Below are 24,463 nucleotides of genomic sequence, written 5' to 3' on the forward strand. Positions count from 1 at the left end.
GAGTTCTCATGCTGGAGCCCGTGGTTGCCACCTTCATCACGTCTGTCGCACGCCTACTCACGGGCGCCCGCAGCCTGTGGCTCGGTTGCGCCCCGCATGCGGTGCAGCGCATCTACTTCGCCAACCACAGCAGTCACGGCGATTTCGTGTTGCTGTGGGCCTCACTGCCGCCGGCCTTGCGTCGCATCACCCGACCGGTCGCCGGCGCAGATTACTGGCTCAAAAGCCCACTGCGCCGGTACATCATCAACCGCGTGTTCAAAGGCGTGCTGGTTGACCGTGAGCGCAAGGATGCTGCCGAGAATCCGTTGCAGCCGATGCTCGACGCCCTGGCAAACGGCGATTCGCTAATCATCTTCCCTGAAGGTACACGCAATCCCGAAGACGGCCTGCTGCCGTTCAAAAGCGGGCTGTATCACTTGGCGAAAGAGTACCCCCAGGCGCAATTGATCCCGGTGTGGATCGCCAACCTCAACCGCGTCATGCCCAAGGGGCGCGTGCTGCCGCTACCGTTGTTGTGCACCATCAGTTTTGGTGCCGCACTGAAGCTGGAAGCTGAAGAAAGCAAGGCACAGTTTCTCGAACGCAGTAGCAAAGCGCTGCTGAACCTGGCCGGGGAGCATGCCTGACATGGACAGACAGACCTTGATGTTGTTCGCCGGCATCGGCGCGTTTCTGCTGCTGGCTTCGCTGATCGGTTTCCTGCTCAAGCGACGTACCCACGGCACCCCCAACCCGGTGATCGACAACCTCAATGCCCGCATCAACGCCTGGTGGGTGATGGTACTGGTGATCGGGGCGGCCTTCTGGCTCGGTACCACCGCGGTGATCCTGCTGTTCTACACGGTGTCGTTCTACGCCCTGCGCGAATTCATGACCCTCATGCCAACCCGTCGCAGCGACTACCCGGCACTGGTGGCGGCCTTTTACCTGGCGCTGCCACTGCAGTACCTGTTGATTTACTACGATTGGTACGGGTTGTTTTCGATCTTCATCCCGGTCTATGTGTTTTTGCTGCTGCCGATCCTGGCGTCCCTGGGCGGCGACAGCACGCACTTCCTCGAGCGCGCTTCGAAGGTCCAGTGATCTGGAGCGTTGCACGAGTTAGATTGATATGATATTCAAATCATATCTCTGTGGATGGGGAGTGGAGGGCCGCAGCATTAGCTTTCTCAAAGCCCAAGAGGAGAGAATCAAATAACGACTGGCCGACGACAGGGTAAAAGATGGAGCTTGTGTGGGGCACCAATGATTTCGTAATCGCAGGGCAGCCTTACCAAGGGTTTCCGATTCTGCTGTGGGATTCGATGGAGAGCTGCAGCCATGCCAATCAGTTCTTCCGTCACTACCTCCTTCGTGGGGCCATTGGCTCCAAGGAATCTTGGCCAAGCACTGGACGAGCGCTGTACGACTACTTCAGCTTCCTGCAAGCCCATGACCTTGATTGGCGGGACGTAGATCGCGGTGAGGCCAAGAGCCTTGTGGCTGCCTACCGAGACTACTGCCTTGTGACCTGCGAACTGGCTCGCAACACTACTCGCCAGCGACTGACGTATATCTGCAAGTTCTATGATTTCGCCCTGGATAAAGGCTGGGTGAAGCGCCTACCGTTCGGTCACGAAGAGCGAACCGTTAACCGCGAAACAAGCTTCCTTGAGCACATTGATGACTCCGGAGGCAAAGCGCTGGTGAATGACGTGATGCCGCGCCGTCACAAGCTCCTGCCAAAGTTCATCAGCATGGCCCAGACCAAATCTCTCCTGGCAGCAGCGGAGAACCCACACCACCGGATGATGATTCGGTTGGCGTTGCATACGGGATTGCGTCGTAACGAACTTGCCACCTTTCCAGTGGCATATGTTTTTGACCCTGACAAAGCAGGGCGAACCGAGCGCAATCTCCGAATTAAGCTTGACCCGTGCGATGGCAGCGGCATGGAGACTAAAGGTAGCAAGGAACGAGAGATCTGGGTCAGTCGCAAATTCATGGCCGAAATCTACCGCTATGTTTCCAAGGTACGAGGCGAGCGCGCATCTCTGGGCAAAAACCAAAAGGCACTGCTCCTCAACCATCTCGGAGAGACCTACGGAAGCGCCGGCAAGAGCCTGAACCGGATCATCAGCGAGACCGGGAAGGTAGCTGGAATTGAAGTCCATACGCACATGCTGCGGCACACCTACGCAACCCACACCCTAGTTAACCTCCAGCGTAACCCTCAGAACGGAATCGATCCCCTGGTGTACCTGCAGCGTCAACTTGGACACAGTTCGATTCAGACCACCATGGTGTATCTGCACCTGATCAACGAAATGGCCGATGAAGCCGTGCTTGCGTATGACGACGAGCTGAACGAAATGGCGGGAGCAGACTGATGGGGAAGCGCAAGGTATTTGCTAAGACTGATCTCAGTGTTCCCGAAGTCGGGCACAGCGTCGACATGTCGGGCAACGTTGTCATTTTGCCTGAGGCTATCCCTCCAAAGAACACTGTGGTCAAATTTGGGAGGAACGCCTCCAATAACCGGAGCTTCGATTTTGCACGCTGGTATGGTGCTGGCATTGATTGTGTCACCTACGCTTGTCAGCGCCAAATCGAACGCTTCCTTGCTAGACAAGACACCACCGTAATGGCCACAACCGTGGTTTCCTACTGCCTCACTGGGCTATGCAATTTTCTCGACTACTGCATACTCCATGCGACTTCCTTAGAACGTGAATTAACACTGATCGATCTGAACCGAAACCTGATCGACGGCTATCTCATTCACCTGCGCAGACCGAGTTTGGCGACTACGGGTCAAAAAGCCTGCTACTCAAAAACCAAGTCGGTGCTTCTCGCCCTTGGGCAACGCGGGCTCTTCCCCTTGGTCACATCTGGCGATGCAGCCACCTTCCCACGTAATCCATTTCCAAACATCAACCGTAAGAGTAAGGGCGAGACAGCACTCTCGAAGCGCGAGCGGCAAGAGTTTGCGGCAGCATTGCGACAGGCCATCAAGCCAATATGGATCGATGACACTCCTATAACCAGCGACCTGTTAGCCTATGCCTTACTGGTCGTAGCTCTACACACCGGACGTAATACCACTCCCTTGCTCGAAATGGGCCGTAATTGCTTGCGCCCACACCCCAAAGACGACACCGTCTTCCTAGTGCTGTGGAAGCGGCGTGGCTACAACTCCAGCAAAGTGGCTCTGCGCGCCGTTTCGGGTGCCGAGCAGGTGGTGGAATCCATGCCCAGCGTGAGAATCAACGTGGAACGTTTGATTCGTCGAGTGATGGTTTGGAATGAACCCTTGAATTCGGAAGCTCCAGACTTCCTCAAGGGGCGCGCGTGGCTGTACCGTAGTCGCGCTTTGTGCTCGACAGGTCAAATCAAAACGCTGGATGCAGCCTTACTGAATACAGGAATAGAACGCCTCGTAGCCGAATATGGCTTAAAGGATACCGATGGAAAGCCACTACGCATAAACATCTCACGTCTGCGTAAAACCTTTGCAAATCGCATCTTTGAGTTGACTGATGGCGATCTTGCAACCACTGCCGCTGCTCTTGGCAACACCCCACAAGTCGCCGATAAAAACTACTTAGCCCCCACCGAGAATGCGCGGCGAAACTGGCAATTCATGGGAGAGGTACTGGTACAGGAGTTACTGAGTGCGACCATCGGCGCAACCTATAAGGACACTCCACTGGGCCGCTGCGCCGACCCAGTAAACGGCCAGTTCGCTCCGAGGCGTGAGGGCGCAACATGCATGAGCTTCATGAACTGCCTGCGCTGTAAACACTACGCAGTAACTGCCGAAGATCTGTACAAATTATTCAGTTTTTATTTCCGAGTTCTGGCAGAGCGCTCCCGTATGGACAAACGGCGTTGGGCACGGGAATACGCTCACATCCCACGCTTGATCGACTATTACATCGTTGCCGAAGGATTGCGCCGTGGCACCTTTAAGGCTGCTGCCGTTGAGGCTGCTCGCGAGCACGCCCGCACTCAACCACACCCGTTCTGGTCAGTTGATCTCATCGACAGCCTAGAGGTCTTTTCATGATCGACACCACCTTAGAAGCGCTACCCTGGGCATCTATTACCGCTCAGCCTGGCGATGTGCGCGGGCTTCCCGACTCAGAGCGCGACGCCCTGATCATTACCGCAGCCCAGATCTATGGACAATGGGTGATCCTCAGCCGCTACGTGGACGACACTTGGCAACTAAGTGACTTCCCTAGTAACGCTTCAGCCCACATGAAATGGATGAAGTTCGGAACCGTACCCACGGCATTTCGGACGGTTATGAAGGCGATGTTTTATCGCTACATGAGAAGAGGACGTAGTGGGTCGGATCGACCTAAAGGCCCCACGATTCATGGCCTCTTTCTAAACGCGATGCCATTTTTGCGGCATTTAGACGATCTGGGACTTAATCACCTAAGCGCAGTCACTCCTATGATCGCAGCGACCTATGTCGCCGCATGCAAGGAACATCTGCAAACTCAACGCAAGGATAAGACGCTGTCACAAAATGCGTTGCACTCTCGTTACTCGGCAGTGGAGGCGCTCTATGAGCTTAGCCAATACACCGACGACAAGATCCCACAACACCCATGGCCCGACACTTCTGCAAAGGCAATGGCGGGACTAACCGGCACAATCAAAGGTGGAAAGACGCCGTTACTCCCCGATGAGGTTTTCTGCACGCTATTCGAACAGGCTTACAAAAAGGTGGAGTGCGGCAAGCAGCTACTTGACCTTCGCGATGATCTGGATGCAATTGCAGCAGAGCGTAAGAGCCTAACGGTCTCAGGTTTGTACTGGGTTAAAAACCAGCATCTGAATGCCAAAGGTTGGGACGGTGGCGTGGATGCACTAACGAAATCGTTAGCAACACTTCGCACGGCCTGCTACATCGTCCTGGCCAGCACCTCTGGCTGTAGGAACCACGAGTTAGCCAATCTGCAATCTGGCGCCCACCATCGCACCGAGGACGATCAGGGCACGATTTACCACTGGATGCGCTCTCGATCTGAAAAGACCGATGCAGGCATCCATGACTGGATGATTCCCGAGTCAGCAGTTCGAGCTTTGCGGATCATGGAACGCTGGTCTGCCCCCTACCAAGCGATGATCGCAGACGAAATTGCCCATCGACGCCACATCAATCGACATGACCCGAAAATTGCGGAGGCTTACAAACACCGCAATGCTCTTTTTCTAAATCCGTTTTCGATTACGGGCAACCGAGTGTGCACACTCACTGGCAAAAGTTGGAACGGCAACCTCAAGGCATTCGCTAGGGATTGCGGGTTGAGTTGGAACCTGACCAGCCACCAATTTCGGCGTAAATTTGCCAATTACGCCGCACACAGCCGCTTTGGCGACTTGCGCTACCTAAAGGAGCACTACGCTCACTGGTCGATGGACATGACGCTCGGTTATGCCATGGACGATAGCTGGGGACAGCATCTGGATCTTGAACTGTACATGGAAATCCAAGGTGAGCTGGAAGATATCAAACTAGGCGTCGTAGACAACTGGATGGGGGAGGAATCGTTGGCAGGAGGCTACGGGCGCACCATCAAAGGATGGCAGCGGGAGCCGCAAAATCTGCTGATCTTCAAAGATCACGCATCGATGTTGAAATCCATCGCTGAAAGCACTGCTATCCGGAGCAATGGCCATGCTTGGTGTACGGCGGACAATGACGGCTGCGTCGGCAATACACTTGAACGTACGCGCTGTAGCGGTTGCGACCATTCAGTGATCGGACACGCCCACGCGCCTATCTACCAGCGACTTTACGATGACCTGAAAGGTCTGCTGCAGTGCAAGGACATTGGTGAAGGAGGCCGCCAACGCGTTGAGCGCGACCTGAACCGCTGCCGAGAGGTTTTGGTACAGCTGGGCGTGCCTCCAGAGGCTCTAAGCGCATGAAGAGCAAGGACAAATCAGCCAATTACAAGCCTGCCGTGGATCGAGCGAAGGATCTGAAGCTAGCCATCTATTCTATCCAAAAAGGTCGATCTCGTAGCGGGGAAACTAAGGTGACCATCGCCGCTGTGGCTCGTGAGGCCGGAGTATCGACGGCCCTCATCCATAATTACTATCCAGCAATCGCAGAGGCTATACGAGAGCTCCAGGGACGATCCAGTCGTGCCATGCGAGATGTCAAACATCAAGATCTTATTGCCGAGCGTCAGAAGTCTGCGGGCTACCGTCATGAGATTGAGGAGCTTCGGGCCAAGCTCGCGACCATCGCATCCATCAATGAGGTACTGCTGTACGAGAATCAGACGCTCAAGGCTAAGGTGAAAGAACGAAACGTGGTTGAAATGGTTTCGTCTACCCGCATAGATAAATCTCGCATCTGACGAAGTCCTCCGCTAATGGAAATCAAAAAAAAAATCCGAATATCGGTCGCTGTGGGGATGGCAGTTACCTCCCCCTCCCCGCTCAGATCCGGACTTAAGGAACTACCACCTGAAACTCCTACAACCTCGTGTATGTGGTGCGAACAGATCCTCATCCGCATCGCTGAATCGCCCTTTTTCACCCTGCCTTTCTTAAGCTCAACGATCACTCTGCAGGCCCGAGCTTAGGGCACGCGACACGATGCACCTCAAGATGCTGCACCCGAGGTTACCTTCTGGCGACGAGGTAGCGTTGCGCAAAACGTATGATCTTTGCGCACAGGGAGTTGTGTCCCGATCATTTGATCATCGCACCTTTGGGTAATCATCAACGCTGCGGTAGTGGTGGCATGCCCTTGCATGGACGGCTGTCGTTAACCAAGCCATGTCTACGACAGGTCTTGGCCCTGCGGGCTTCCATCCTCATGCCCTCCGACCTTCCAGGTCTGCGCGCTCCGCTTGCCTGGCAACGTGAGTCACTCCCTATCAGCAGCATTAGCCACGCAGGGGAAAGGCGGCCTTTATAGTGATCAGATCCCTCCTAACAAAGGTAGTCTCCGCTTAAGGGTATGCTCGTAACATACTGATTTTTCGTCGGAAATCTCGGAAAACCCATCTTTCTTCCTTGACCCCAGCAGCCCCGTAGGTTTCATTTCACACCACAACCTCGGAGAGATGCAGTTTGAAATCCAGGATGCTGAGCTCGCATTTAGGTCTGTCTATTGCGTGCCCTACTGGGCCGGCTGTCGTGAACCAGGCCCGGCGATGCCCGCCGTTGTCCCGGCCCTGCCGGGCTTCCATCCTTAAGTCTGCGCGCTCCGCTTGCCTCGAAGAAAAGCCGTAGTCGCTTGCTGGAAAATAAGAGGTCTCTCCAAGCTGGGAGACCTTGCTAAGGGAGAACCCTGAGATGCATCAGTCACCATACGAACAACACCGCGACATCCTTTTGAACGGTATGTACGGAACAGCATATCGGTTGCAAGAGTTCGTCCTCTATCAGCTCGATCCTTGTAGGTACACTTTCGACATCGATGAGCATCGTGGAGGGTTCGACAGTGTCCATCTTCAGATATATCAGGATATGAAGCAGTGGTACTGGGACAACGGCCCATCAAGCGCTGGCTTCAAAGACGTCGCCGAGGCACTTCAAGAAAGGTACACCAGGCAAGCCCAGGAGAATCTAGATGAGCTGTATCTTCTCCGAGCGATGCAGCCAAGCGATTTTCCTGCTGAGCCTGGCGAGATACCTGCAGACTCTCATAGGCATGCAGTTGAGCGAGCCGAGAGGTTTCACAGGGAGTATGTCGGCAAAGGATTCATCGACGAGTAGACGTTGCCTACAGTTCCCCTCCATCCAACCAAAAATGGGACAAAATCGATGGCATGGCTATTTTGGAAAGACCAACGCGCTGCCTGGGTACAGGCAGAAGAACGAGAGTTCATCAAAGCTGTGAACAGCCTGAAAACGCTTCAGACAACTCCTCGTGGCGGGATGAGGATTGATCCTAAATAACTCAGAGATCAGATCCTGGAGTCACGAGAACGGTACAAAGATCTGGTGAAGCAGTAGCGGTACCGAATGGTCAACCAAGCCGGGTGCCTCACGCCTGCGGGCTCCGCTTGCCTTATGAGTTTAATCACAGACTGTAACGTAACTTTTGACTTGTAACGTAAGCAGCGTTACAGAGCATAGAATTACGTTACAGACCAGTCATCACCGACCATATGGTAGAGCATGAAATCCGCTTCGAGCGCTGAAAGCGCCGTACTTGGCAAAGCTTTTATCCGGGCCGGCGAAGGGCTGGGGCTTGATGACGCTGAGCTTTCAGCTGTCTTAGGCGAGGATGTTTCCTGGGTGCAGCTTTTACGCCATGGACATGAACTGCTTCGACCGAGCAGTGACACGGGGAGCCGTGCTTTGCTTTTAGTTGAGGTGTATCAGTCCTTACTCGCAGCCGTTGGTAACGAGCGAAATGCAAGAAACTGGCTCAGCAGCGAGAATCGTGGTCTGTGTAGTCGACCTCGTGGCCTCATCAAATGCAGATCGGGTCTCGAGCAAGTTGTCCAATATCTCACGGCTAATCGCTCGCTCTTTTGATACGCCCGGTTAAGCCCCAGGACGCCGACGCAGAACGACCAACCGCAGCGCTTTGAGCTTAATGGCTCCGCGTATCAGCGCCCGTCGCTGAGGGCAGGAGGGCGATCTATCTTTCAACGTCAATGGAGAGCGATATGAATTTGTTGAGGCGATGCATTGACTCCGTTTGGCCTGACAAAAGATCAGTTCGCGAGCAAGCGAGAGAGCGCGCTTTCATTGCCGCTCTCAACAATCTGAAATCTCTCCGCGTGACGCCTGGCGGTGGCATGTCGATAGACCCAGACGAGATACGAGAGCAAGTGATAGCGAGTCGACGGTCACTCAGCCGATTCGTGCGATGACTATCTGCGATCTTGTTGGCGTACTGAGCCGAGCCTTCGGCTCGAAGGAGCGATAGGATGCCAGGACTGGATTGTGCTCGACTACCGCCTTGTGAACTACACCAGCACTCCCATTTCTAAACGACCTATAAGATCTAAGACCGCATTCGATTCCGCTCTCGTTCGTAGCATGTCGAGTGGACGACTCGAACCCAGCGCACGAAGCGGCGTGATCATCCATTTTGATGTAGCGACTGAATCGCTTTCGAACAGCGTAATGGCGTGCTCGTACACAGTTATAAATGAGATAAGGCGGTCACTCTCGGACTGTGTGAGACGCCCCGTCTTCATCCTGCGGCCAAGCGTAGACCTCGATATGCCAACTCCCTCACTGAGCAACCTCATCTCGATCTGAACCAGCTTTGCTAGCAGTTCCAGGAACGAAAAAGGTAGCCCTTCACGAATGCGCTCATGAAGCGCAGACCCCCGGTTAGGTATTCCTAGTTGTGCCCAGATGCCAGCAGGGGAAGGCGCGCCGGATTTGTACTCTTCAATGAACGGCAGCATCAGACAAACGTGGTGCCGTAGGCACCAGCAGGAGCTGTGAACAGCTTTTGCTGATTCAGGCACTCGCGCGCTGAGTAATCTTTGAATGTGTACGCCATGATTTCTACATCCTAAATGCTACGTTCGCTGGGTCGGCTTGCTACCTCGATCAAGCGTGCGGTAGGTACGGCTCGGCGCACGTCTTCGATGGCGCTCTAAATTTCGTGATGTGATGAGGTGCCTTCACGGACAAACTCCAGCGCCAGGTAACCGGGCAGTCCGACGCCTACCAACGCATCATCGCAGCCTTCTTCCGCCAAGCGATCCAATACCGCATCCACATCCATGTCGCCCGCTGGTAATAGATATTTCAGGGTGAAAGTACACTCCATCGCTGGCCTCCGGCTCTGAGCTCTTGTGCCTCCATCATAGTGGGTGAGGATGCCTACAACTGGCGTAGTCGCATGATGGCGTCCGTGATGCCACGGGCATTTGTGTCCAGCGTTTCCATGGCAGCAACCGCGTTGTCGGCGACACTCCCCACTCCATTGTCTGAAAGCCACTTGGTAACTTCTTCTATGGCCGCAGCTAAGGCATGCTGATTGTGCAGGAGCAGTGTGAGGGCGTCGGCTGTAGCTATGTTGGCGTCAGAGTTATTTAGCATGAGTATCGTCCGTGAGTAACCGATGCGAGAAGCCTAGCTGAATTCGCCCTTGGCTGGATCCACCGCTAGATTTCAAACCGGCACGGCAGAGCGCGCCGGTACTTCTTGCTCGTTATGGTTTTACTTTTTTATGGAAACGATTGCGGCTTTTCCACCCTCTTGCCTAAAGGAAAACGATACACGGTCTCCGACTATCAGCCCTGCCAGCTGTTTCTCCGTTACGGAAAAAGCCATTGTCATTGGAGGCCACTGCACGGCTGGAACCGCTCCGTGGGAGATGGTCACCGTATTCTTCGTAGTATCTATAGCCTTGATCGTTCCTGCGGCATTGGCAACTTGAGCCTGTTTTGAATCTTGTTCCATCTGCATGCCCTCCATACCGTCCATTTTCATGCCCGGCATGTCCTCCGCATGGACAGAAAGTGATAGCGCGAATACGGTGCTTGCAACTGCAATCAGAGTCAGTTTCATACGAGTTTTCCTTCAGGTTTGATGGGTTCGACTGAGAGATGCCGGCGACGCATCAAGCGATAGGCTGCCGGAATAACAAAAAGGGAAAGCAAGGGTGCTGTGACCATGCCGCCAACCATGGGCGCGGCAATGCGGCTCATCACTTCGCTACCAGTCCCGCTACCCAGCAAGATGGGTAACAAGCCCGCAATAATGACGGCCACGGTCATTGCCTTGGGCCGAACTCGCTGCACAGCACCTTCACGAATCGCCGCAACCAACCCGCGCTCAGTGCTGTCGCCAAGGTCTTCACGTTCAGCCCAAGCGTTCTTCAGATAGAGCAGCATGATCACGCCAAACTCGGCAGACACCCCGGCCAATGCGATAAAGCCGACTCCGGTGGCGACCGACAGGTTGAATCCCAACAGATAGAGAAACCATGCCCCGCCAGTCAATGCGAATGGCAGAGTGGCCATGATCAATAGCGCCTCATCGAAGCGGGCGAAAGTCAGGTAGAGCAGCACGAAGATGATCAACAGCGTGGCAGGTACTACCAGTTTGAGGCGTGCGTTGGCCCTTTCGAGAAACTCGAACTGTCCTGAGTAGCTCAGGCTCATGCCTGGCTGCAGCTTGACCTGTTCATTGACGACCCGACGCAGGTCGGCGACCACCGAGGCAATGTCCCGTCCCCTCACGTCGATATACACCCAGCCTGAAGGCCGTGCGTTCTCGCTCTTGAGCATCGGCGGCCCGTCGCTGACCTTGATCTTCGCCACCGTGCCAAGGGTGATTTGGCTGCCCAGCGGGGTGTAGATTGGCAACTGCTCCAGGGCGCCGAGCGAGTCACGCCACTCACGGAGGTAACGGACGTTGATCGGGAAGCGTGCAAGTCCTTCAATGGTCTCGCCGACGTTTTCACCGCCGATGGCACCGGCCACGATGGACTGCACATCGGAGATATTCAGCCCGTAACGAGCAGCGGCCTTGCGGTCGATATCGACATCGATATAGCGGCCACCGGTCAATCGTTCGGCTAGGGCCGAACTGACACCGGACACGTCCTTGGCCACCCGCTCGACTGCCTGAGTCACGGCATCGATCTCCGTCAGGTTGGTGCCGGCAACTTTCACCCCAATTGGACTCTTGATACCCGTAGCCAGCATGTCGATACGGTTGCGAATCGGCGGTATCCAAATGTTCGTCAGACCTGGGACTCTTACCACTCGATCCAGTTCTTCCACCAATTTCTCCTGGGTCATGCCTGGGCGCCATTGCTTGTGTGGCTTGAACTGGATGGTGGTTTCGAACATCTCCAGCGGTGCGGGGTCGGTGGCGGTTTCGGCGCGACCTGCTTTACCAAAGACGTGTTCGACCTCTGGAACAGTCTTAATCAGGCGGTCGGTTTGTTGCAGCAATTGCGCCGCTTTCTGCGCCGACAATCCCGGCAGGGCTGAAGGCATATAGAGCAGATCGCCCTCGTCCAACGGGGGGAGAAACTCGCCACCCAAGCGAGACATTGGCCATAGCGCACTGACAAAAACCAACAGCGCCACCAGCAGCGTGATCTTGGGTCGACGCAAGACTGCGTCCAGGGCGGGCTGATAGATCCGGATCAACCACCGGTTCAATGGGTTCTGTTGTTCACTAGGGATCCGCCCCCGAATCCAGTAGCCCATCAGCACTGGCACCAAGGTCACCGACAATCCCGCCGCTGCGGCCATGGCGTAGGTCTTGGTGAAAGCCAAAGGGCCGAACAACCGTCCTTCCTGAGCTTCCAGGGTAAAAACCGGAATGAACGACAGGGTGATGATCAACAAACAGAAGAACAGCGCGGGGCCTACCTCTGCCGCCGCTTCGGTCATTACATGCCAATGACGTTCACCCTTCAGTTCTTCCCCAGGATTGGCCGCGTGCCAAGCCTCAATCTTCTTGTGGGCGTTCTCGATCATCACCACGGCGGCATCGACCATGGCGCCAATGGCAATGGCAATCCCGCCCAAGGACATGATGTTGGCGTTGATGCCTTGGTAGCGCATGACGATGAAGGCAATCAACACACCCACCGGCAAGGAGATGATCGCCACCAGGGATGAGCGCAGGTGCCAGAGGAAGATTCCACAGACCAACGCGACGACAATGAACTCTTCGATCAGCTTGTGGCTGAGATTTTCCACAGCGCGGTCGATCAGTTTGCTGCGGTCATACGTTGTGACGATTTCTACTCCAGCCGGCAAACTGCTTTTCAGTTCCTCGAGCTTCGTCTTGACCGCCGCAATGGTCTCGCGAGCATTCTTGCCGCTGCGCAAAATCACCACGCCGCCGACGGTCTCGCCTTCGCCGTCGAGTTCAGTAATGCCACGCCGCATTTCCGGCCCCAACTGGATCGTGGCGACATCGCCAAGACTCACCGGTACACCTCCAGCACCGAGCTTCAACGGGATAGCACGAAAGTCATTAAGCGTTTTTAGGTAGCCTGAGGCCCGCACAATGAACTCGGTCTCTGCCATCTCCAGCACGGCACCACCGGTTTCCTGATTGGCCTTGCCGATAGCCTCGGTTACCTCAGCTTGAGTGATACCGAGGCTGGCCAGTTTGAGCGGATCAAGCTGCACCTGGTACTGCTTGACCATACCCCCCACAGTGGCCACCTCCGCAACGTTCGGCAGGGTCTTGAGTTCGAACTTTAGAAACCAGTCCTGAAGTGCACGAAGCTGTGCCAGATCGTGTCCGCCACTGCGATCCACCAGTGCGTACTGATAGATCCAGCCCACTCCCGTCGCATCCGGCCCCAACGCTGGCTTGGCGCTGGCTGGCAACCGACTTTGTATCTGACTTAGGTACTCCAACACCCGTGAGCGGGCCCAGTACAGGTCAGTACCGTCCTCGAACAGCACGTAGACGAAGCTATCACCGAAGAAGGAATAACCGCGCACCGTCTTTGCGCCTGGCACCGAGAGCATGGTGGTCGCCAAAGGATAGGTCACTTGGTTTTCGACAATCTGCGGTGCCTGGCCTGCGTAAGGTGTACGGATGATCACCTGCACATCAGAGAGATCCGGCAGCGCATCGATGGGCGTGCTCTGTACCGACCAAATGCCCCAAGCCGTGACGAACAGTGTGGCCAGTAGTACCAGGAATCGGTTGGCCACCGACCAACGAATGAGGGCAGCAATCATGGCTGGCCCCCCGATTTATCCAGGCGCTCAACACGCAAGCCATCGTCAGTCTGGCTCACCGCAACCCGAACCTTGTCACCCGTTTTGAGGCCCTGCATCAGGGCCGGGTTGGCGAGTGGGAAAGTCATCGTCATGCCAGGCATGCCCAGCGTCTTGAAGGGGCCATGGGCGAGTGTGACTTCTTTGTCGTTGATCTCAACGATCTGCCCATCCGCCTCATGAAAACTGGAAGTTGCTGAGCTGGGCAGTGACGCTTCCTCCGAGCTTGCAACGATTCCCTTAAGACTGGCCTCCGAGTCGAGCAGGAACTGGCCAGACGTAACCACCTTCTGGCCTTCTTCCAGACCTTTCACTATCGCGGTCTTGCCATCGCTTTCCTGCCCGAGTTGCACCTCCACGGGACGGTAGCGGCCCGCGTCTTCGGCGAGCATCACCAAGGCACGTCGGCCAGTACGAATGACGGCCTCGCTCGGCACCCACAACAAACTTTGCCCGGTCGAGCGATTCAGGCGTACCTGCGCCGTCAAACCCGGCCTGAGGCGTCCATCCGGATTGGGCAGTTCCACCCGAACACGAAGGGTACGGCTGTCCGGATTGGTCTCGGGCAAAATTGCGCTGACCCTGCCACTGAGCATTGTCCCCGGGAAGGCTGGCAGACGCGCTTCGACCGCCTGCCCCACGGTGATCGATCCGGCATCCGATTCTGGAACGGCCACGGCGAGCCAGACACTGCTCAAGCCATTGACGCGTGCCAGGGTATCGCCGGTAGCCACAGTCATACCCGCACGTACATTCAATTCTTGCAGCACACCTGCAATGGGGCTGGTCAGCGTCAGGTAGGGCTGAACCTTACCGCCACGCTCTACCTGAGTAATCAGTGTTGCCGGCATCCCTGTGAGTCGCAGTCGCTGGCGGGCCGCAGCCAACAAGTCAGCATCCCCATTGCGCCTCAGCGCAAGGAACTCTGTCTGGGCAGCGGCCCACTCAGGCACCAGGATATCCGCCAACGCCGCGTTGGCTTTGAGTACATCGCCGGGAGCAAGAGCATAGACCCGCTCCACAAAGCCGGTTGTGCGTGCCTGAATCACAGCGACATCACGTTCGTTGAACGTCAAGGCACCTGTCACGTCGAGGCTCGAATCAAAGATCCCACGAGTGACAGTCGCAAAACGCAGACCGAGATTCTGGGTCAGACTCGAATCGATACTGACGGTCGCACGATCCCCTGCGCCACCGGCGTACTTAGGAATCAGTTGCATGTCCATGAAGGGGGACTTACCCGGCTTATCGAATTTTTGCTGCGGGTACATGGGGTCATACCAATACAGAGCCTTGCGTTGGTCAGGTGAATCGAGGCTCTGCTCCTGGGCAGAATTGGATACCCCATTCATGCGCTGTTGAGCGAACCAGTAACCACCGGCAACACCGAACGCCAGCGAGATGCCTACCAACAATGCCCCGTTACCTTTTTTAAGGATCATTGGCTGGACTCCCCATAAGCAAAATACAACCGCGCACTGGTCAGCGCTCGCTGCTCTTCCACGTCGATCTGTTTGAGGCGGGCCTCGATGAGTTCACGACGGGCGGCAACAACGGCGTTTAAATCGCCTTTGCCCGAGCGATAACTGGCCATGCTGAGATCGACCTTTTCCTTAGCCAGCGGCAACAGGCTTTCCTGGTTACGGCGTACCGCACGATTCAGGCGCTCATAGTCAGCCAGTTCGTTTTCCAGTTGCTGGGTATGCTCGCGTGACAGGGCTTCGCGCTCGGCCTCAAGCTGACTGAGTTCCGCCTGTTTGGCTGCGATTTTGGGGTTTTGGCGAGAGTCAGGAAACAGCGGCAGATCCCAGGAAAATTGCACGCTGACCATATCGCCGAACTCACGGCCACGGCGCTGGTAATCCAATTCCCAGCTCCAGTCTGACTGCTTCTCCGACACAGCTTCACGAACCTTGGCTTGCGCTTCGCGAGTCATCGGTGCAAACGCTGCCAACTCGGGATGGTGTTGCAGTTTATGGGAGTAACTTGAGGTGTCGACGGGCCATTCAGGCAAGCTGCCCACAGGCTTGTCGTTGGCGGCGGAGCCAATCCAGCGTTTGAGGGCCGCTCGGGCCTGTGCTCTCTGGAGAATCAGATCGTCCTGCTGCTCCGCCAGTTGAGCTGCTTCCTGCTTGGGTGTCACAGCATCGGCGGGCTGAGCGCGGCCACCGGCAATTTGGGCTCGGACGGCATCGGTCAGCAGGCGGTTTTCTTTGTAGAAGTCCTGGAATAGCGCATCTTTACGCTCAACCGAGTAGCTGCTGATCCAGGCCAACGCCGTGGACTGTCGCACCTTCAGACGTTCGACTCGACGCTCCGCAGAGGCACGATCAATAGCTGCATCGGCGACTTCGATACGCGCTTTTCGCTTGTCGCTATTGGGCATTTCCTGACTGACCCCGACCATTTGCATGGTCATGAAGTCACGGTCGATGCTCCAGCGATCCGGGCCGCCAATGGGGTAGTTCTGCACACCCACCAATAACTTGGGGTCAGGTAATTCGCCGGCTGGAACAGCCGCGCTGCTGGCAGCTTGAATTTTCGCGTCTTGTGCGGTCAGTGACGGCGAGTTGTTTTCGGCCAGCCGCAACGCTTCATCGAGCGTCAAGGCGGCAGCGAAACTCGGCAATGCCAGCACGCCTGCCGCCAGGCCGGCCACGAGAGACCAGCCCGTGCAATTGCACTTGGAGTTCATGTTTACGATTCCTGTGATCATCCACTGCACGCTTCAAAAGACATGCGCACAGCTAGTCCATCCCGCTAATGGGAATGAGGCTCAATGTGGGACAGGAATCAAACGCGTGGCGGTCGCCATACCCCGGACGGGGTCTGTATAGGTAACGAATCGCTGATAAGGGAAACGACAACGGGGCTGAACACGGTGACGGGAGGCTTTAGGATCGAGACTTGCAGCATGCCGCCTGTCTTGCATTCCTGGCCCGGCTTGCAAGGCTTACCGTGCTCGACAGGACTTTTCATGTCGTTGCAGCAGTCCATCCCCATGTCGTCCATCATCGCCATGCCCATGGTCTTCATCGGGCAAGGTTCTGTCGGTGCCTGAACCCCCGCCATCCCGCTGAGGGGAAGCGCCAGGCTGATCACGAAGATGATGCAAAACCGCAGATAGCGTTTCATGGGCTGGAGTGTAGTCGCTGAAAATGGCTCTTACAATTGGACACGTGTCATCAACAACCTGTCGTCAAAATGCGACGTAGGCGATAACACCTAACATGAATTAAGTCAGCATTACGTGTAATAAATAGTCCTTTATCTGGCCTCCAAAGATGTCAGGAGGCTGCGTGCACTGAGGCCCAGACCGGAACTGACTTTTTGCATTAGTGGCGGTGGCGGTGGTGGTCGTCCGTTGGGTGGTCGCGATGGCAACCTCTATCTAGCTCCCAGCGCCTCGTTATGCCGTCAGCCCCATCCAGCCATGGAAACCTCACTTTCACTCGTGGTCAGCAGGCCACGCGGGTAGGCTGATCATAAAGGTTGTATAACCTTCTCTGGAGATACACCCAACGGTGCCGTCATGGGCGTCAACAAGTGATTTGACGATTGCCAGCCCTAACCCCGCATGGTTCGTAGCGCTCTCTCTCCGTGCGGGATCGACTCGGTAAAAACGGTCAAACAGCCGGGGCAGATGCTCTACCGCTATCTCCTCGCCGGGGTTTTCCACTGACAAGCAGATCATGTCGCCCAGGGGCTCGATTTTCACGGAGATCGTACAGTCAGGTGGGGTATACCTGAGCGCATTGGACAGCAAATTCGAGATCGTCCGATCCAGCATCGTCCCGTCACCATTCACCGCGCCGTGCCCGACTACCTGCAGCTTTACCCCTGTGTCGTCTGCCAGAAGCTGGTAATACTCGAACAATTTATCGACGACCGAACGCAACTCGATTTTCTCTTTGGCAGGTAGAACCAGACCGTTGTCCGACTTTGCTAAGAAAAGCATGCCGTCAATAATGCTGGAGAGTCGGTTCAGATCTTCCAGGTTGGAATAAAGATTCTCTTCATAATCCTCTGGTGCACGTTTCTTTGTGAGGATGACTTCGGTATGTGTGCGCAGATTACTGATAGGAGTACGTAGCTCGTGCGCGATATCGGCTGAAAAGTTAGACAACCGAGCAAATGACTCCTCAAGGCGAGCAAGCATAGCGTTGAACGAAGTGACAAGGAGCTCAAGCTCGCGGGGCACAGAATCCATCGGAATACGCTCCTTCAGCGATCCGGCTGACATCGAGGCCGCGACTTTCGTCACTTGTGCGACCGGCTTCAGCCCGCTGAGCGCGACCAACCACCCTAAACCTGCGCTGACCAAGGCGCTAATCGCCAGCCCGATCACTAACCACCAGCGCAGAGTTTCAACGAAATGCATATGGCTAGTGATGTCTAGACTCAGCCACGCGGTCATTGGCTCAGCTTCATTCGCCAAATGAACTTGAGCTTTCATGCCTCGGTACATATGGCTTCCAGCTGTCCACTCCCACATATCTTCCCTCGGGTCACCAGAGGAGGAAGAAGGATGTCCAACTGCATTTGAAGTCGCGAAGAACGTCTTCCCGCCCATCGCGATAATTGAGGCTGAAAGTTCCTGGTGAGCACCAAGGAGTGCTTGTAGTTGCAACACAACTTCTGAAGGGTCTGCGGAGCCAGCTTCGCCATCCATTATTTGCCGAATGGATTCGAGCTTTTCCGTCATCGCTTGACGGTCGATGGCCTTAAAGTGATGCTGACTGAACCCATCAAAGGTAAAGCCTGCTACTACCAACACGGCCACCACGGCACAGACAAACATCATGCTTAAACGGAGGGTAAGAGATGCGCGCTTCATTCTGTATCCGGAGCATCTAGCATGTACCCCATTCCCCTCGCGGTCTGAATCATCTTGGTGTCGAAATCGTCATCGATTTTGGCCCGGAGCCGACGAATCGCGACTTCGATCACGTTGGTATCACTGTCGAAGTTCATGTCCCAAACCTGCGATGCGATCAGTGATTTCGGCAAGACTTCTCCCCGACGGCGCATCAGCAGCTCTAGTAGCGAAAATTCCTTGGCGGTAAGGTCAATGCGTCGACCTGAGCGCGAGGCCCGTCGTCTTAGAAGATCGACCTCCAGATCCCCGATCTTAATAGATGTCTGGTTGGGTACGGCGGCACCACGGCGAAGCAAGCTTCTGACGCGAGCAAGCAACTCGGAAAATGCGAAGGGTTTGACTAAATAATCGTCTGCACCTAATTCCAAACCTTTGACCCGGTCGTCAACTCCGTCCCTGGCCGTCAGAAACAGCACAGGAACAGTGCTCCCGGCTGTGCGGATAGAGCGAATGACCTCCCAGCCATTTAGGCCCGGCATCATTACGTCCAGGATTAGAAGATCGTAGGCCTCATTTTGCGCCTGGTGCAGCGCCTCTGTCCCCGTCACAACCCGGTCGACACTGAAGCCAGCTTCCAGAAGGCCTTGCTGTAGGTACATCCCAATTTTGGGTTCGTCTTCTGCAACCAAGATTCTCATGCAGGGGCTCCGGTTTTGCGGTGTTCTAGTGTGCTACCAATCTGACGACTGTGCGGAAGCTTACGCAAATGTAATTGCCCAAACAGCAAACAGAAAGTTCCCAGTCAAGACGGGGCGGGGGTGTGGCGGATTGAGGGAGAGCAGCTAGTCGGCAGCTTACAAAAACGTAATCGGCAATCTGAGCTTTTTGCGCTTAACCTACTTTCCATCCAGCGCGGAAGCACGACTCCTGGCCTACGGCCAGTGCATACAGCGCAACCGCAACGCTAAAACGTGACGAGGTGCATCGAATGTTCAAACGAAAGCTATCGCTTGCTGTGGGATTGATGATTTGTGGGATTGTTCAGGCAGATGAGCCACTCACAATCGATGTGCATCGTGACGCGAACTGCGGGTGCTGCAAGGAATGGGTCAAGCACCTCGAATCAAATGGATTCAAGGTAGTAGACCATGTGGAAAGTAATATGAGCGCTATCAAGCAGAACCTGGGCGTGCCACACGAACTCGCTTCATGCCATACGGCTGTGATTGACGGCAAATTCGTAGAGGGTCATGTCCCTGCCGATGAAATCAAGAAGCTGAATGGACGTTCAGACCTCGCAGGAATTGCAGTGCCAGGCATGCCCGCAGGCTCCCCTGGTATGGACTACGGCCAGAATCATCAACCTTACCAGGTACTGGGGCTCACCAAGGCAGGTGCGCAAGAAGTGGTCGCTGACTACCCCATCAGCCGATAGTCGTTGCTCAGATCTGAGCGCCCTTGGGGCCGCTCGGATCTAGCTCCTGGATCACCCTTGAGCCATCTCGATTGAGGGGCTCAATGTTCCTAGCCAGGCCACCAAGCAAACGATGACGACAGCACAGGTCGATTCGATCACCACACTTTTTCTCAAAGCAGTTGCCGCTAGAGAAAAATCACCGGCCACCACAGACCGCTCTAGTGAAGGGCTCAGGTAGAAACGATTGAGGGTAGCGAGCCCGATCATGCCCAGGAACAGCAGGATCTTCACGAACAGGAGAGCGCCATAGGTGCTGGTTACGACTTCGATTACTGACGGCCCGACAATGAAGAGGTAATTAGCGACGCCAGTAACTATGATCGTACCAACAATGAATGCGCCCGCTGTTTCGAATCCCCTGAGCGCTCGCGATAGCACTCGTACCAGTTGCTCCGAATTAGCCCCCCTAATACTCAACATCAGACCAAACGCCGCGAGAGCTCCGATCCATCCGCCAGCGGCAAGTAGGTGCAAAATATCAGCGGCAAAGTGCCAGAATCGCAGGGTGCCTTCATCCATCGCCCCGTGACCTGTCCATGGGATTGTCGCTAAGGCAATGCTGCCCGCAATGGTAGCGATCCAGAGACTACCCGTCGGCCATCGCCTGTTCTGGCTTCCAGCAAAAATCACCACTGCTAGCGAGATCATGCGTGTCACCCAGCTGTAGCCGACCTCAGTCTCGTACAGCATCATTTCCATGTGCGGTTGCAGTTCCGCCCACTCGGATGCGCCGCTCATATTTTTTGTCATAACTACAAAAGCTGCTACGGACAAAAGCATACCTATAACAGCGGTGCCAGGTAGTAGCGACCCAAAATGCAACAACGTTCCCGATACACGTTCTTTTCCCCGAAAGCTGTATAGCCCAAAGACGGCAAGACCGAAGAGGAGCATCAGATCCAAATAAAGCGCAAGGCGCAGCGCCACGTTAATTGGGTCGCTCATACTTATTTCACTTTGAAGGTGACGCTGCCAGTAATCGGATGGGTATCGGACGAAACCGCTCGCCATTCCACTTTGTAGGTGCCCGTTGTGAGAGGAGAGGCCGGGGTCAAGACCATAGTTTTGGGATCGTCACTGCCGGCCACGCTGGCTTTAACACCCATAGGAGAGTTTGGCATGCCGGGCATGTCAGTCATGATCAACTTGGCTCCGGAAAACTGGGTGACCAGGTTTTCAGAAAAGTGCAGCTCAATCTTTGCTGGGGCTGGGCCGTTCGCGCCTTCAGCTGGAGTTGAAGAGACTAGCTTCGGGTGAGCCTGGGCAACTGCACTGAGCAGAAGGCTGGATGAAAGAGCGACGGCCACAACACAGGATTTAAATACAGACATGCAAGGCTCCTCACAGCGCGTAGCTGTTGTAATGAGGTTAATAATTATTTGGTGCTGCTAACTGTGATTTAGAACCACACCCGGACGCCGAGCACCAGACGAGCTTCGTCATTGTCTCCGCCTTCCTCGCTGGCATAGTCAGCGGTTTTTCCATAAGAGCGATTCCAAGTCACACCTACGTAAGGTGCGAACTCTGGACGGATTTCGTACCGAAGTCGCAAACCCACCTCACTCTCAGACAGCCCCGAACCCACTCCACGTTTGGGATCGTTTTTGCCATAGAAATTGAATTCTGCCGTCGGTTGTAAAATCAGCTTATTGGTGAGGAGAATGTCGTAGTCACCTTCCAGCCGCGCTGCGGTCTGGCCGCCTTCACCCAAATAAGCAGTAGCCTGGGCCTCGAAATTGTAGAGCGCCAAGCCCTGGATACCGAAAGCTGCCCACGTTTGAGGGTCGCCTGGTTTGAAGTCTTGACGAACACCACCGACTAGATCCCACCAAGGGCTGATGGCGTGTCCCCATAAAGCTTGAACCTCAGCCTTTTCAGTCTTCCCATTGGTGCGTTCGCCTTCGGAGCGCAACCATAGACGATCAACATCTCCCCCTATCCAACCTTGGGCTTCCCAGTTCAGTGCGCTTCCATCGTCAGCATCCTGCCATTCCAATTTCTCAAATATAAAAAATGAGTTGAGGGCTGTGTCATGAACTTGGTGACCACCAGGGGACTTATAGACTGCGGCTCTGTCAGCATCAGTTAGCGGCGGTATCGGAGTCCGGCTTTGGGTTTGTGGTTGCTTGGCGGGCTGCATACCCTCCATTTTGCTGTGATCCATACCTTGCATCTGGCTGTGATCCATACCCTGCATCTGGCTGTGATCCATACCTTGCATCTGGCTGTGATCCATACCCTGCATCTGGCTGTGATCCATACCTTGCATTTGGTTGTGATCCATACTCTGCATCTGGCTGTGATCCATGCCCTGCATCTGGTTGTGATCCATACCCTGCATCTGGCCGTGATCCATGCCCTGCATCTGGTTGTGATCCATACCCTGCATCTGGCTGTGATCCATAGTCTGCATCTGTGCGTCTTCGGTGCCCTGGCTTGTTTCAGCGGCTGCCGGAAAGACAAAACCAGCGGCTAGAGCGACGGTAAATACAGCTGAGTGCATGCGAGTCCCGCGAAGAAAATTGCTCATAGTCGACTCCTTATTCCTCTACACGCACTTCGCGGAACATCCCCATTTCCATGTGGTACAGGAGATGGCAGTGATAGGCCCAGCGTCCCAGTGCATCGGCTGTCACTCGATAGCTGCGCTTTGATCCTGGCGGCATATCAATGGTGTGTTTGCGAACAAGGAATTGGCCATTCTCGTCTTCAAGGTCGCTCCACATGCCATGCAAGTGGATGGGATGCGTCATCATGGTGTCGTTGACGAGCACGATCCGGACTCGCTCGCCATACTTCAGTTTTACCGGCTCGGCGTCCGAAAACTTCACGCCGTTGAAAGACCAGGAAAATTTCTCCATATGCCCGGTCAAGTGCAGTTCGATAGTTCGACTTGGCTCACGGCCATCTGGATCTTCAAACGTGCTCTTTAGGTCAGAGTACGTCAGCACCTTTCGACCATTTTCGCGAAGGCCCATGCCAGGATCATCAAGCTTTGGTGACGTCGACATTGCCTGCATGTCGACGAGAGGATTGTTGGATTCCGTGGCTGGGTGCGTTTGCATTTCTCCCATACCACTCATGCCGCCCATGGACATTTTGCTGTGATCCATTCCAGCCATGCTGTCCATGCCGGACATGTCTTGCATATCGCCATGGTTCATACCTTTCATGGCACCGCCATCCATGCCTGACATGCCCTCCATTGAGCTGTCTTCCATACCGGCCATCTTGCTGTGATCCATCCCAGCCATATCGCCCATACCAGCCATCGCGCCATGATCCATACCGGCCATACCCATGTCGGCCATGGTGACGAGAGGACGTGGGTCTAGCTCAGGTACTGGAGCGACCAAGCCAGACCGGACGGCCAAGGTGCCTCTTGCATACCCCGACCGATCCATCGACTGCGCAAACAGTGTGTAGGCGTCCTGAGTTGGTTCGACGATCACATCGAAGGTCTCAGCTGTGGCGATCCTGAATTCATCCACGCTTACGGGCTTAACATACTGGCCATCTGCAGCCACCACAGTCATCTTCAAGCCCGGAATACGGACATCAAAGTAGCTCATGGCTGAACCATTGATGAACCTCAACCTAAGTTTTTCGCCAGGTTTGAAGGTGCCCGTCCAGTTGGAGTTTGGCGCGTGGCCATTCATCAAGTAGGTGTATGTCGCGCCACTGACATCTGCAATGTCCGTGGGATTCATCTTCATTTCGGCCCACATCTTTCGGTCAGCGACAGTGGCTGACCAACCTTTGTCAGCTACGTCGTGGATGAAGTCACTGACGGTGCGCTTGTGAGTGTTGTAGTAGTCAGACTGCTGCTTGAGTTTCCTCATCAGCGAAGCAGGATCTTCATCCGTCCAGTCAGTAAGCATCACCACGTAGTCACGGTCATACTCAAAAGGCTCCGGCTCTTTCGCGTCGATTACCAGTGGGCCGTACACACCTACCTGTTCTTGGAAGCCGGAGTGACTGTGATACCAGTACGTTCCGTTCTGCTTGACCTTGAATTGATAGACATACGTGCCGTTAGGCTCGATCCCATGGAAGCTAAGGCCCGGCACACCGTCCATATTCGCGGGGAGGATAATCCCGTGCCAGTGGATGGAAGTCATATCCTTAAGGCGGTTTTTGACTCGCAAGGTTACGGTATCGCCTTCGCGCCAACGAAGCTGAGGCCCCGGAATTCCACCATTAATCGTCATGGCTGTCCGGGCATTCCCAGTGATGTTTACCGGAGTTTCTCCGATAAATAGATCGAACTCTGTACCTGACAGAAGATTGGTTTCGCCCGAGCGTGGTGCCGCCCATATAGGCGTCTGCCAAAGCCCTAAGCCACCGAGGATCCCGCCTGCGGTGAGACCTTTCACAAAGGTGCGCCGAGAAGTTTTGGAATGCATACCGATTCATGTCCCGTCAGTCGGATGTCAGGTGCACACACACACACACACTGTGGTGTGC

At 55.1% G+C, this 24,463-nt stretch carries 22 protein-coding genes and 1 pseudogene; 9 read left to right on the plus strand and 14 right to left on the minus strand.

Going from position 1 to position 24,463, the window contains the following annotated elements:
• Positions 1–8: 8 nt before the first annotated feature.
• The 8 genes and pseudogenes from AC3WTM_RS13105 to AC3WTM_RS13140 all read left to right on the plus strand — a co-directional run bounded on the left by AC3WTM_RS13105 (position 9) and on the right by AC3WTM_RS13140 (position 8,505).
• The gene (locus tag AC3WTM_RS13105; protein ID WP_102668767.1) at positions 9–629 is read left to right on the plus strand and encodes a lysophospholipid acyltransferase family protein; all 621 of its coding nucleotides are present in this window, start codon (positions 9–11) and stop codon (positions 627–629) included.
• Position 630: 1 nt separating this feature from the next.
• Positions 631–1,083, plus strand: a pseudogene (locus AC3WTM_RS13110) (phosphatidate cytidylyltransferase); the annotation flags it as partial.
• A 143-nt stretch (positions 1,084–1,226) separates the two neighbouring features.
• Complete coding sequence (locus tag AC3WTM_RS13115; protein ID WP_102668768.1) at positions 1,227–2,372, plus strand: tyrosine-type recombinase/integrase; 1,146 nt, start codon at positions 1,227–1,229, stop codon at positions 2,370–2,372.
• Positions 2,372–4,051, plus strand: coding sequence for a hypothetical protein (locus AC3WTM_RS13120; protein WP_102668769.1), 1,680 nt, complete (start codon positions 2,372–2,374; stop codon positions 4,049–4,051). The genes AC3WTM_RS13115 and AC3WTM_RS13120 overlap by 1 nt, the downstream gene beginning before the upstream one ends.
• Positions 4,048–5,931, plus strand: a complete 1,884-nt coding sequence (locus tag AC3WTM_RS13125) for a site-specific integrase (RefSeq protein ID WP_102668770.1) — start codon at positions 4,048–4,050, stop codon at positions 5,929–5,931. The genes AC3WTM_RS13120 and AC3WTM_RS13125 overlap by 4 nt, the downstream gene beginning before the upstream one ends.
• Positions 5,928–6,368: a TetR family transcriptional regulator C-terminal domain-containing protein gene (locus AC3WTM_RS13130; RefSeq protein ID WP_173677942.1), complete on the plus strand. Its 441-nt coding sequence runs from the start codon at positions 5,928–5,930 to the stop codon at positions 6,366–6,368. Before AC3WTM_RS13125 ends, AC3WTM_RS13130 begins: the two co-directional genes overlap by 4 nt.
• Before the next feature lie 946 nt (positions 6,369–7,314).
• Positions 7,315–7,737 carry a hypothetical protein gene (locus AC3WTM_RS13135; protein ID WP_102668772.1) on the plus strand — a complete coding sequence of 141 codons (423 nt, stop codon included), beginning with the start codon at positions 7,315–7,317 and terminating at the stop codon, positions 7,735–7,737.
• 405 nt (positions 7,738–8,142) lie between these two features.
• Entirely contained in the window at positions 8,143–8,505 is a 363-nt protein-coding gene (locus AC3WTM_RS13140) for an antitoxin Xre/MbcA/ParS toxin-binding domain-containing protein (RefSeq protein ID WP_102668773.1), read from the plus strand.
• A 437-nt stretch (positions 8,506–8,942) separates the two neighbouring features.
• Here the strand turns inward: AC3WTM_RS13140 and AC3WTM_RS13145 are convergent, their stop codons facing one another.
• From AC3WTM_RS13145 to AC3WTM_RS13190, 10 genes are all read right to left on the minus strand, one after another.
• Positions 8,943–9,392 carry an Xre family toxin-antitoxin system antitoxin gene (locus AC3WTM_RS13145; protein ID WP_102668775.1) on the minus strand — a complete coding sequence of 150 codons (450 nt, stop codon included), beginning with the start codon at positions 9,390–9,392 and terminating at the stop codon, positions 8,943–8,945.
• A gap of 194 nt (positions 9,393–9,586) precedes the next feature.
• Positions 9,587–9,763, minus strand: a complete 177-nt coding sequence (locus AC3WTM_RS13150) for a hypothetical protein (protein ID WP_158247434.1) — start codon at positions 9,761–9,763, stop codon at positions 9,587–9,589.
• Positions 9,764–9,816: 53 nt separating this feature from the next.
• The gene (locus AC3WTM_RS13155) at positions 9,817–10,035 is read right to left on the minus strand and encodes a hypothetical protein (RefSeq protein ID WP_102668776.1); all 219 of its coding nucleotides are present in this window, start codon (positions 10,033–10,035) and stop codon (positions 9,817–9,819) included.
• Between the two features lie 120 nt (positions 10,036–10,155).
• The gene (locus tag AC3WTM_RS13160; RefSeq protein WP_102668777.1) at positions 10,156–10,506 is read right to left on the minus strand and encodes a copper-binding protein; all 351 of its coding nucleotides are present in this window, start codon (positions 10,504–10,506) and stop codon (positions 10,156–10,158) included.
• Entirely contained in the window at positions 10,503–13,661 is a 3,159-nt protein-coding gene (locus AC3WTM_RS13165; protein WP_102668778.1) for an efflux RND transporter permease subunit, read from the minus strand. Before AC3WTM_RS13165 ends, AC3WTM_RS13160 begins: the two co-directional genes overlap by 4 nt.
• A complete protein-coding gene (locus AC3WTM_RS13170) occupies positions 13,658–15,142 on the minus strand; it encodes an efflux RND transporter periplasmic adaptor subunit (protein WP_102668779.1) in 1,485 nt (494 codons plus the stop codon). Before AC3WTM_RS13170 ends, AC3WTM_RS13165 begins: the two co-directional genes overlap by 4 nt.
• Positions 15,139–16,395, minus strand: a complete 1,257-nt coding sequence (locus AC3WTM_RS13175) for a TolC family protein (RefSeq protein ID WP_102668780.1) — start codon at positions 16,393–16,395, stop codon at positions 15,139–15,141. The genes AC3WTM_RS13170 and AC3WTM_RS13175 overlap by 4 nt, the downstream gene beginning before the upstream one ends.
• Before the next feature lie 98 nt (positions 16,396–16,493).
• The gene (locus tag AC3WTM_RS13180) at positions 16,494–16,835 is read right to left on the minus strand and encodes a hypothetical protein (protein ID WP_102668781.1); all 342 of its coding nucleotides are present in this window, start codon (positions 16,833–16,835) and stop codon (positions 16,494–16,496) included.
• Between the two features lie 313 nt (positions 16,836–17,148).
• Positions 17,149–18,537, minus strand: a complete 1,389-nt coding sequence (locus AC3WTM_RS13185) for a heavy metal sensor histidine kinase (protein WP_102668782.1) — start codon at positions 18,535–18,537, stop codon at positions 17,149–17,151.
• Complete coding sequence (locus tag AC3WTM_RS13190) at positions 18,534–19,217, minus strand: heavy metal response regulator transcription factor (protein ID WP_102668783.1); 684 nt, start codon at positions 19,215–19,217, stop codon at positions 18,534–18,536. Before AC3WTM_RS13190 ends, AC3WTM_RS13185 begins: the two co-directional genes overlap by 4 nt.
• A 290-nt stretch (positions 19,218–19,507) precedes the next feature.
• On the opposite strand from AC3WTM_RS13190, the gene AC3WTM_RS13195 reads away from it, so the two are divergent.
• Positions 19,508–19,954 carry a DUF411 domain-containing protein gene (locus tag AC3WTM_RS13195; RefSeq protein WP_102668784.1) on the plus strand — a complete coding sequence of 149 codons (447 nt, stop codon included), beginning with the start codon at positions 19,508–19,510 and terminating at the stop codon, positions 19,952–19,954.
• Positions 19,955–20,005: 51 nt separating this feature from the next.
• On the opposite strand, the gene copD is transcribed toward AC3WTM_RS13195, so the two are convergent.
• From copD to AC3WTM_RS13215, 4 genes are all read right to left on the minus strand, one after another.
• Positions 20,006–20,941, minus strand: a complete 936-nt coding sequence (gene copD, locus AC3WTM_RS13200; RefSeq protein ID WP_102668785.1) for a copper homeostasis membrane protein CopD — start codon at positions 20,939–20,941, stop codon at positions 20,006–20,008.
• Between the two features lie 2 nt (positions 20,942–20,943).
• Positions 20,944–21,327 carry a copper homeostasis periplasmic binding protein CopC gene (gene copC / locus AC3WTM_RS13205; RefSeq protein ID WP_102668786.1) on the minus strand — a complete coding sequence of 128 codons (384 nt, stop codon included), beginning with the start codon at positions 21,325–21,327 and terminating at the stop codon, positions 20,944–20,946.
• 68 nt (positions 21,328–21,395) lie between these two features.
• Positions 21,396–22,265: a copper resistance protein B gene (locus AC3WTM_RS13210; RefSeq protein WP_371918687.1), complete on the minus strand. Its 870-nt coding sequence runs from the start codon at positions 22,263–22,265 to the stop codon at positions 21,396–21,398.
• Between the two features lie 271 nt (positions 22,266–22,536).
• Complete coding sequence (locus AC3WTM_RS13215) at positions 22,537–24,402, minus strand: copper resistance system multicopper oxidase (RefSeq protein ID WP_102668787.1); 1,866 nt, start codon at positions 24,400–24,402, stop codon at positions 22,537–22,539.
• Between the last annotated feature and the right edge of the window lie 61 nt (positions 24,403–24,463).

Source organism: Pseudomonas sp. EU05-FHT14B02 (genome assembly GCF_058791055.1).

What these genes read in the sequence shown, in the direction of transcription:
- AC3WTM_RS13180 (WP_102668781.1), bottom strand. Translation starts at nt 16,835, where the DNA reads ATGAAACGCTATCTGCGGTTTTGCATCATCTTCGTGATCAGCCTGGCG.
- AC3WTM_RS13130 (WP_173677942.1), top strand. Translation starts at nt 5,928, where the DNA reads ATGAAGAGCAAGGACAAATCAGCCAATTACAAGCCTGCCGTGGATCGA.
- AC3WTM_RS13135 (WP_102668772.1), top strand. Translation starts at nt 7,315, where the DNA reads ATGCATCAGTCACCATACGAACAACACCGCGACATCCTTTTGAACGGT.
- AC3WTM_RS13145 (WP_102668775.1), bottom strand. Translation starts at nt 9,392, where the DNA reads ATGCTGCCGTTCATTGAAGAGTACAAATCCGGCGCGCCTTCCCCTGCT.
- copC (WP_102668786.1), bottom strand. Translation starts at nt 21,327, where the DNA reads ATGTCTGTATTTAAATCCTGTGTTGTGGCCGTCGCTCTTTCATCCAGC.
- AC3WTM_RS13175 (WP_102668780.1), bottom strand. Translation starts at nt 16,395, where the DNA reads ATGAACTCCAAGTGCAATTGCACGGGCTGGTCTCTCGTGGCCGGCCTG.
- AC3WTM_RS13210 (WP_371918687.1), bottom strand. Translation starts at nt 22,265, where the DNA reads ATGCAAGGTATGGATCACAGCCAGATGCAGGGTATGGATCACAGCCAG.
- AC3WTM_RS13165 (WP_102668778.1), bottom strand. Translation starts at nt 13,661, where the DNA reads ATGATTGCTGCCCTCATTCGTTGGTCGGTGGCCAACCGATTCCTGGTA.
- AC3WTM_RS13170 (WP_102668779.1), bottom strand. Translation starts at nt 15,142, where the DNA reads ATGATCCTTAAAAAAGGTAACGGGGCATTGTTGGTAGGCATCTCGCTG.
- copD (WP_102668785.1), bottom strand. Translation starts at nt 20,941, where the DNA reads ATGAGCGACCCAATTAACGTGGCGCTGCGCCTTGCGCTTTATTTGGAT.
- AC3WTM_RS13215 (WP_102668787.1), bottom strand. Translation starts at nt 24,402, where the DNA reads ATGCATTCCAAAACTTCTCGGCGCACCTTTGTGAAAGGTCTCACCGCA.
- AC3WTM_RS13155 (WP_102668776.1), bottom strand. Translation starts at nt 10,035, where the DNA reads ATGCTAAATAACTCTGACGCCAACATAGCTACAGCCGACGCCCTCACA.
- AC3WTM_RS13150 (WP_158247434.1), bottom strand. Translation starts at nt 9,763, where the DNA reads ATGGAGTGTACTTTCACCCTGAAATATCTATTACCAGCGGGCGACATG.
- AC3WTM_RS13185 (WP_102668782.1), bottom strand. Translation starts at nt 18,537, where the DNA reads ATGAAGCGCGCATCTCTTACCCTCCGTTTAAGCATGATGTTTGTCTGT.
- AC3WTM_RS13195 (WP_102668784.1), top strand. Translation starts at nt 19,508, where the DNA reads ATGTTCAAACGAAAGCTATCGCTTGCTGTGGGATTGATGATTTGTGGG.
- AC3WTM_RS13125 (WP_102668770.1), top strand. Translation starts at nt 4,048, where the DNA reads ATGATCGACACCACCTTAGAAGCGCTACCCTGGGCATCTATTACCGCT.
- AC3WTM_RS13190 (WP_102668783.1), bottom strand. Translation starts at nt 19,217, where the DNA reads ATGAGAATCTTGGTTGCAGAAGACGAACCCAAAATTGGGATGTACCTA.
- AC3WTM_RS13160 (WP_102668777.1), bottom strand. Translation starts at nt 10,506, where the DNA reads ATGAAACTGACTCTGATTGCAGTTGCAAGCACCGTATTCGCGCTATCA.
- AC3WTM_RS13120 (WP_102668769.1), top strand. Translation starts at nt 2,372, where the DNA reads ATGGGGAAGCGCAAGGTATTTGCTAAGACTGATCTCAGTGTTCCCGAA.
- AC3WTM_RS13115 (WP_102668768.1), top strand. Translation starts at nt 1,227, where the DNA reads ATGGAGCTTGTGTGGGGCACCAATGATTTCGTAATCGCAGGGCAGCCT.
- AC3WTM_RS13140 (WP_102668773.1), top strand. Translation starts at nt 8,143, where the DNA reads ATGAAATCCGCTTCGAGCGCTGAAAGCGCCGTACTTGGCAAAGCTTTT.
- AC3WTM_RS13105 (WP_102668767.1), top strand. Translation starts at nt 9, where the DNA reads ATGCTGGAGCCCGTGGTTGCCACCTTCATCACGTCTGTCGCACGCCTA.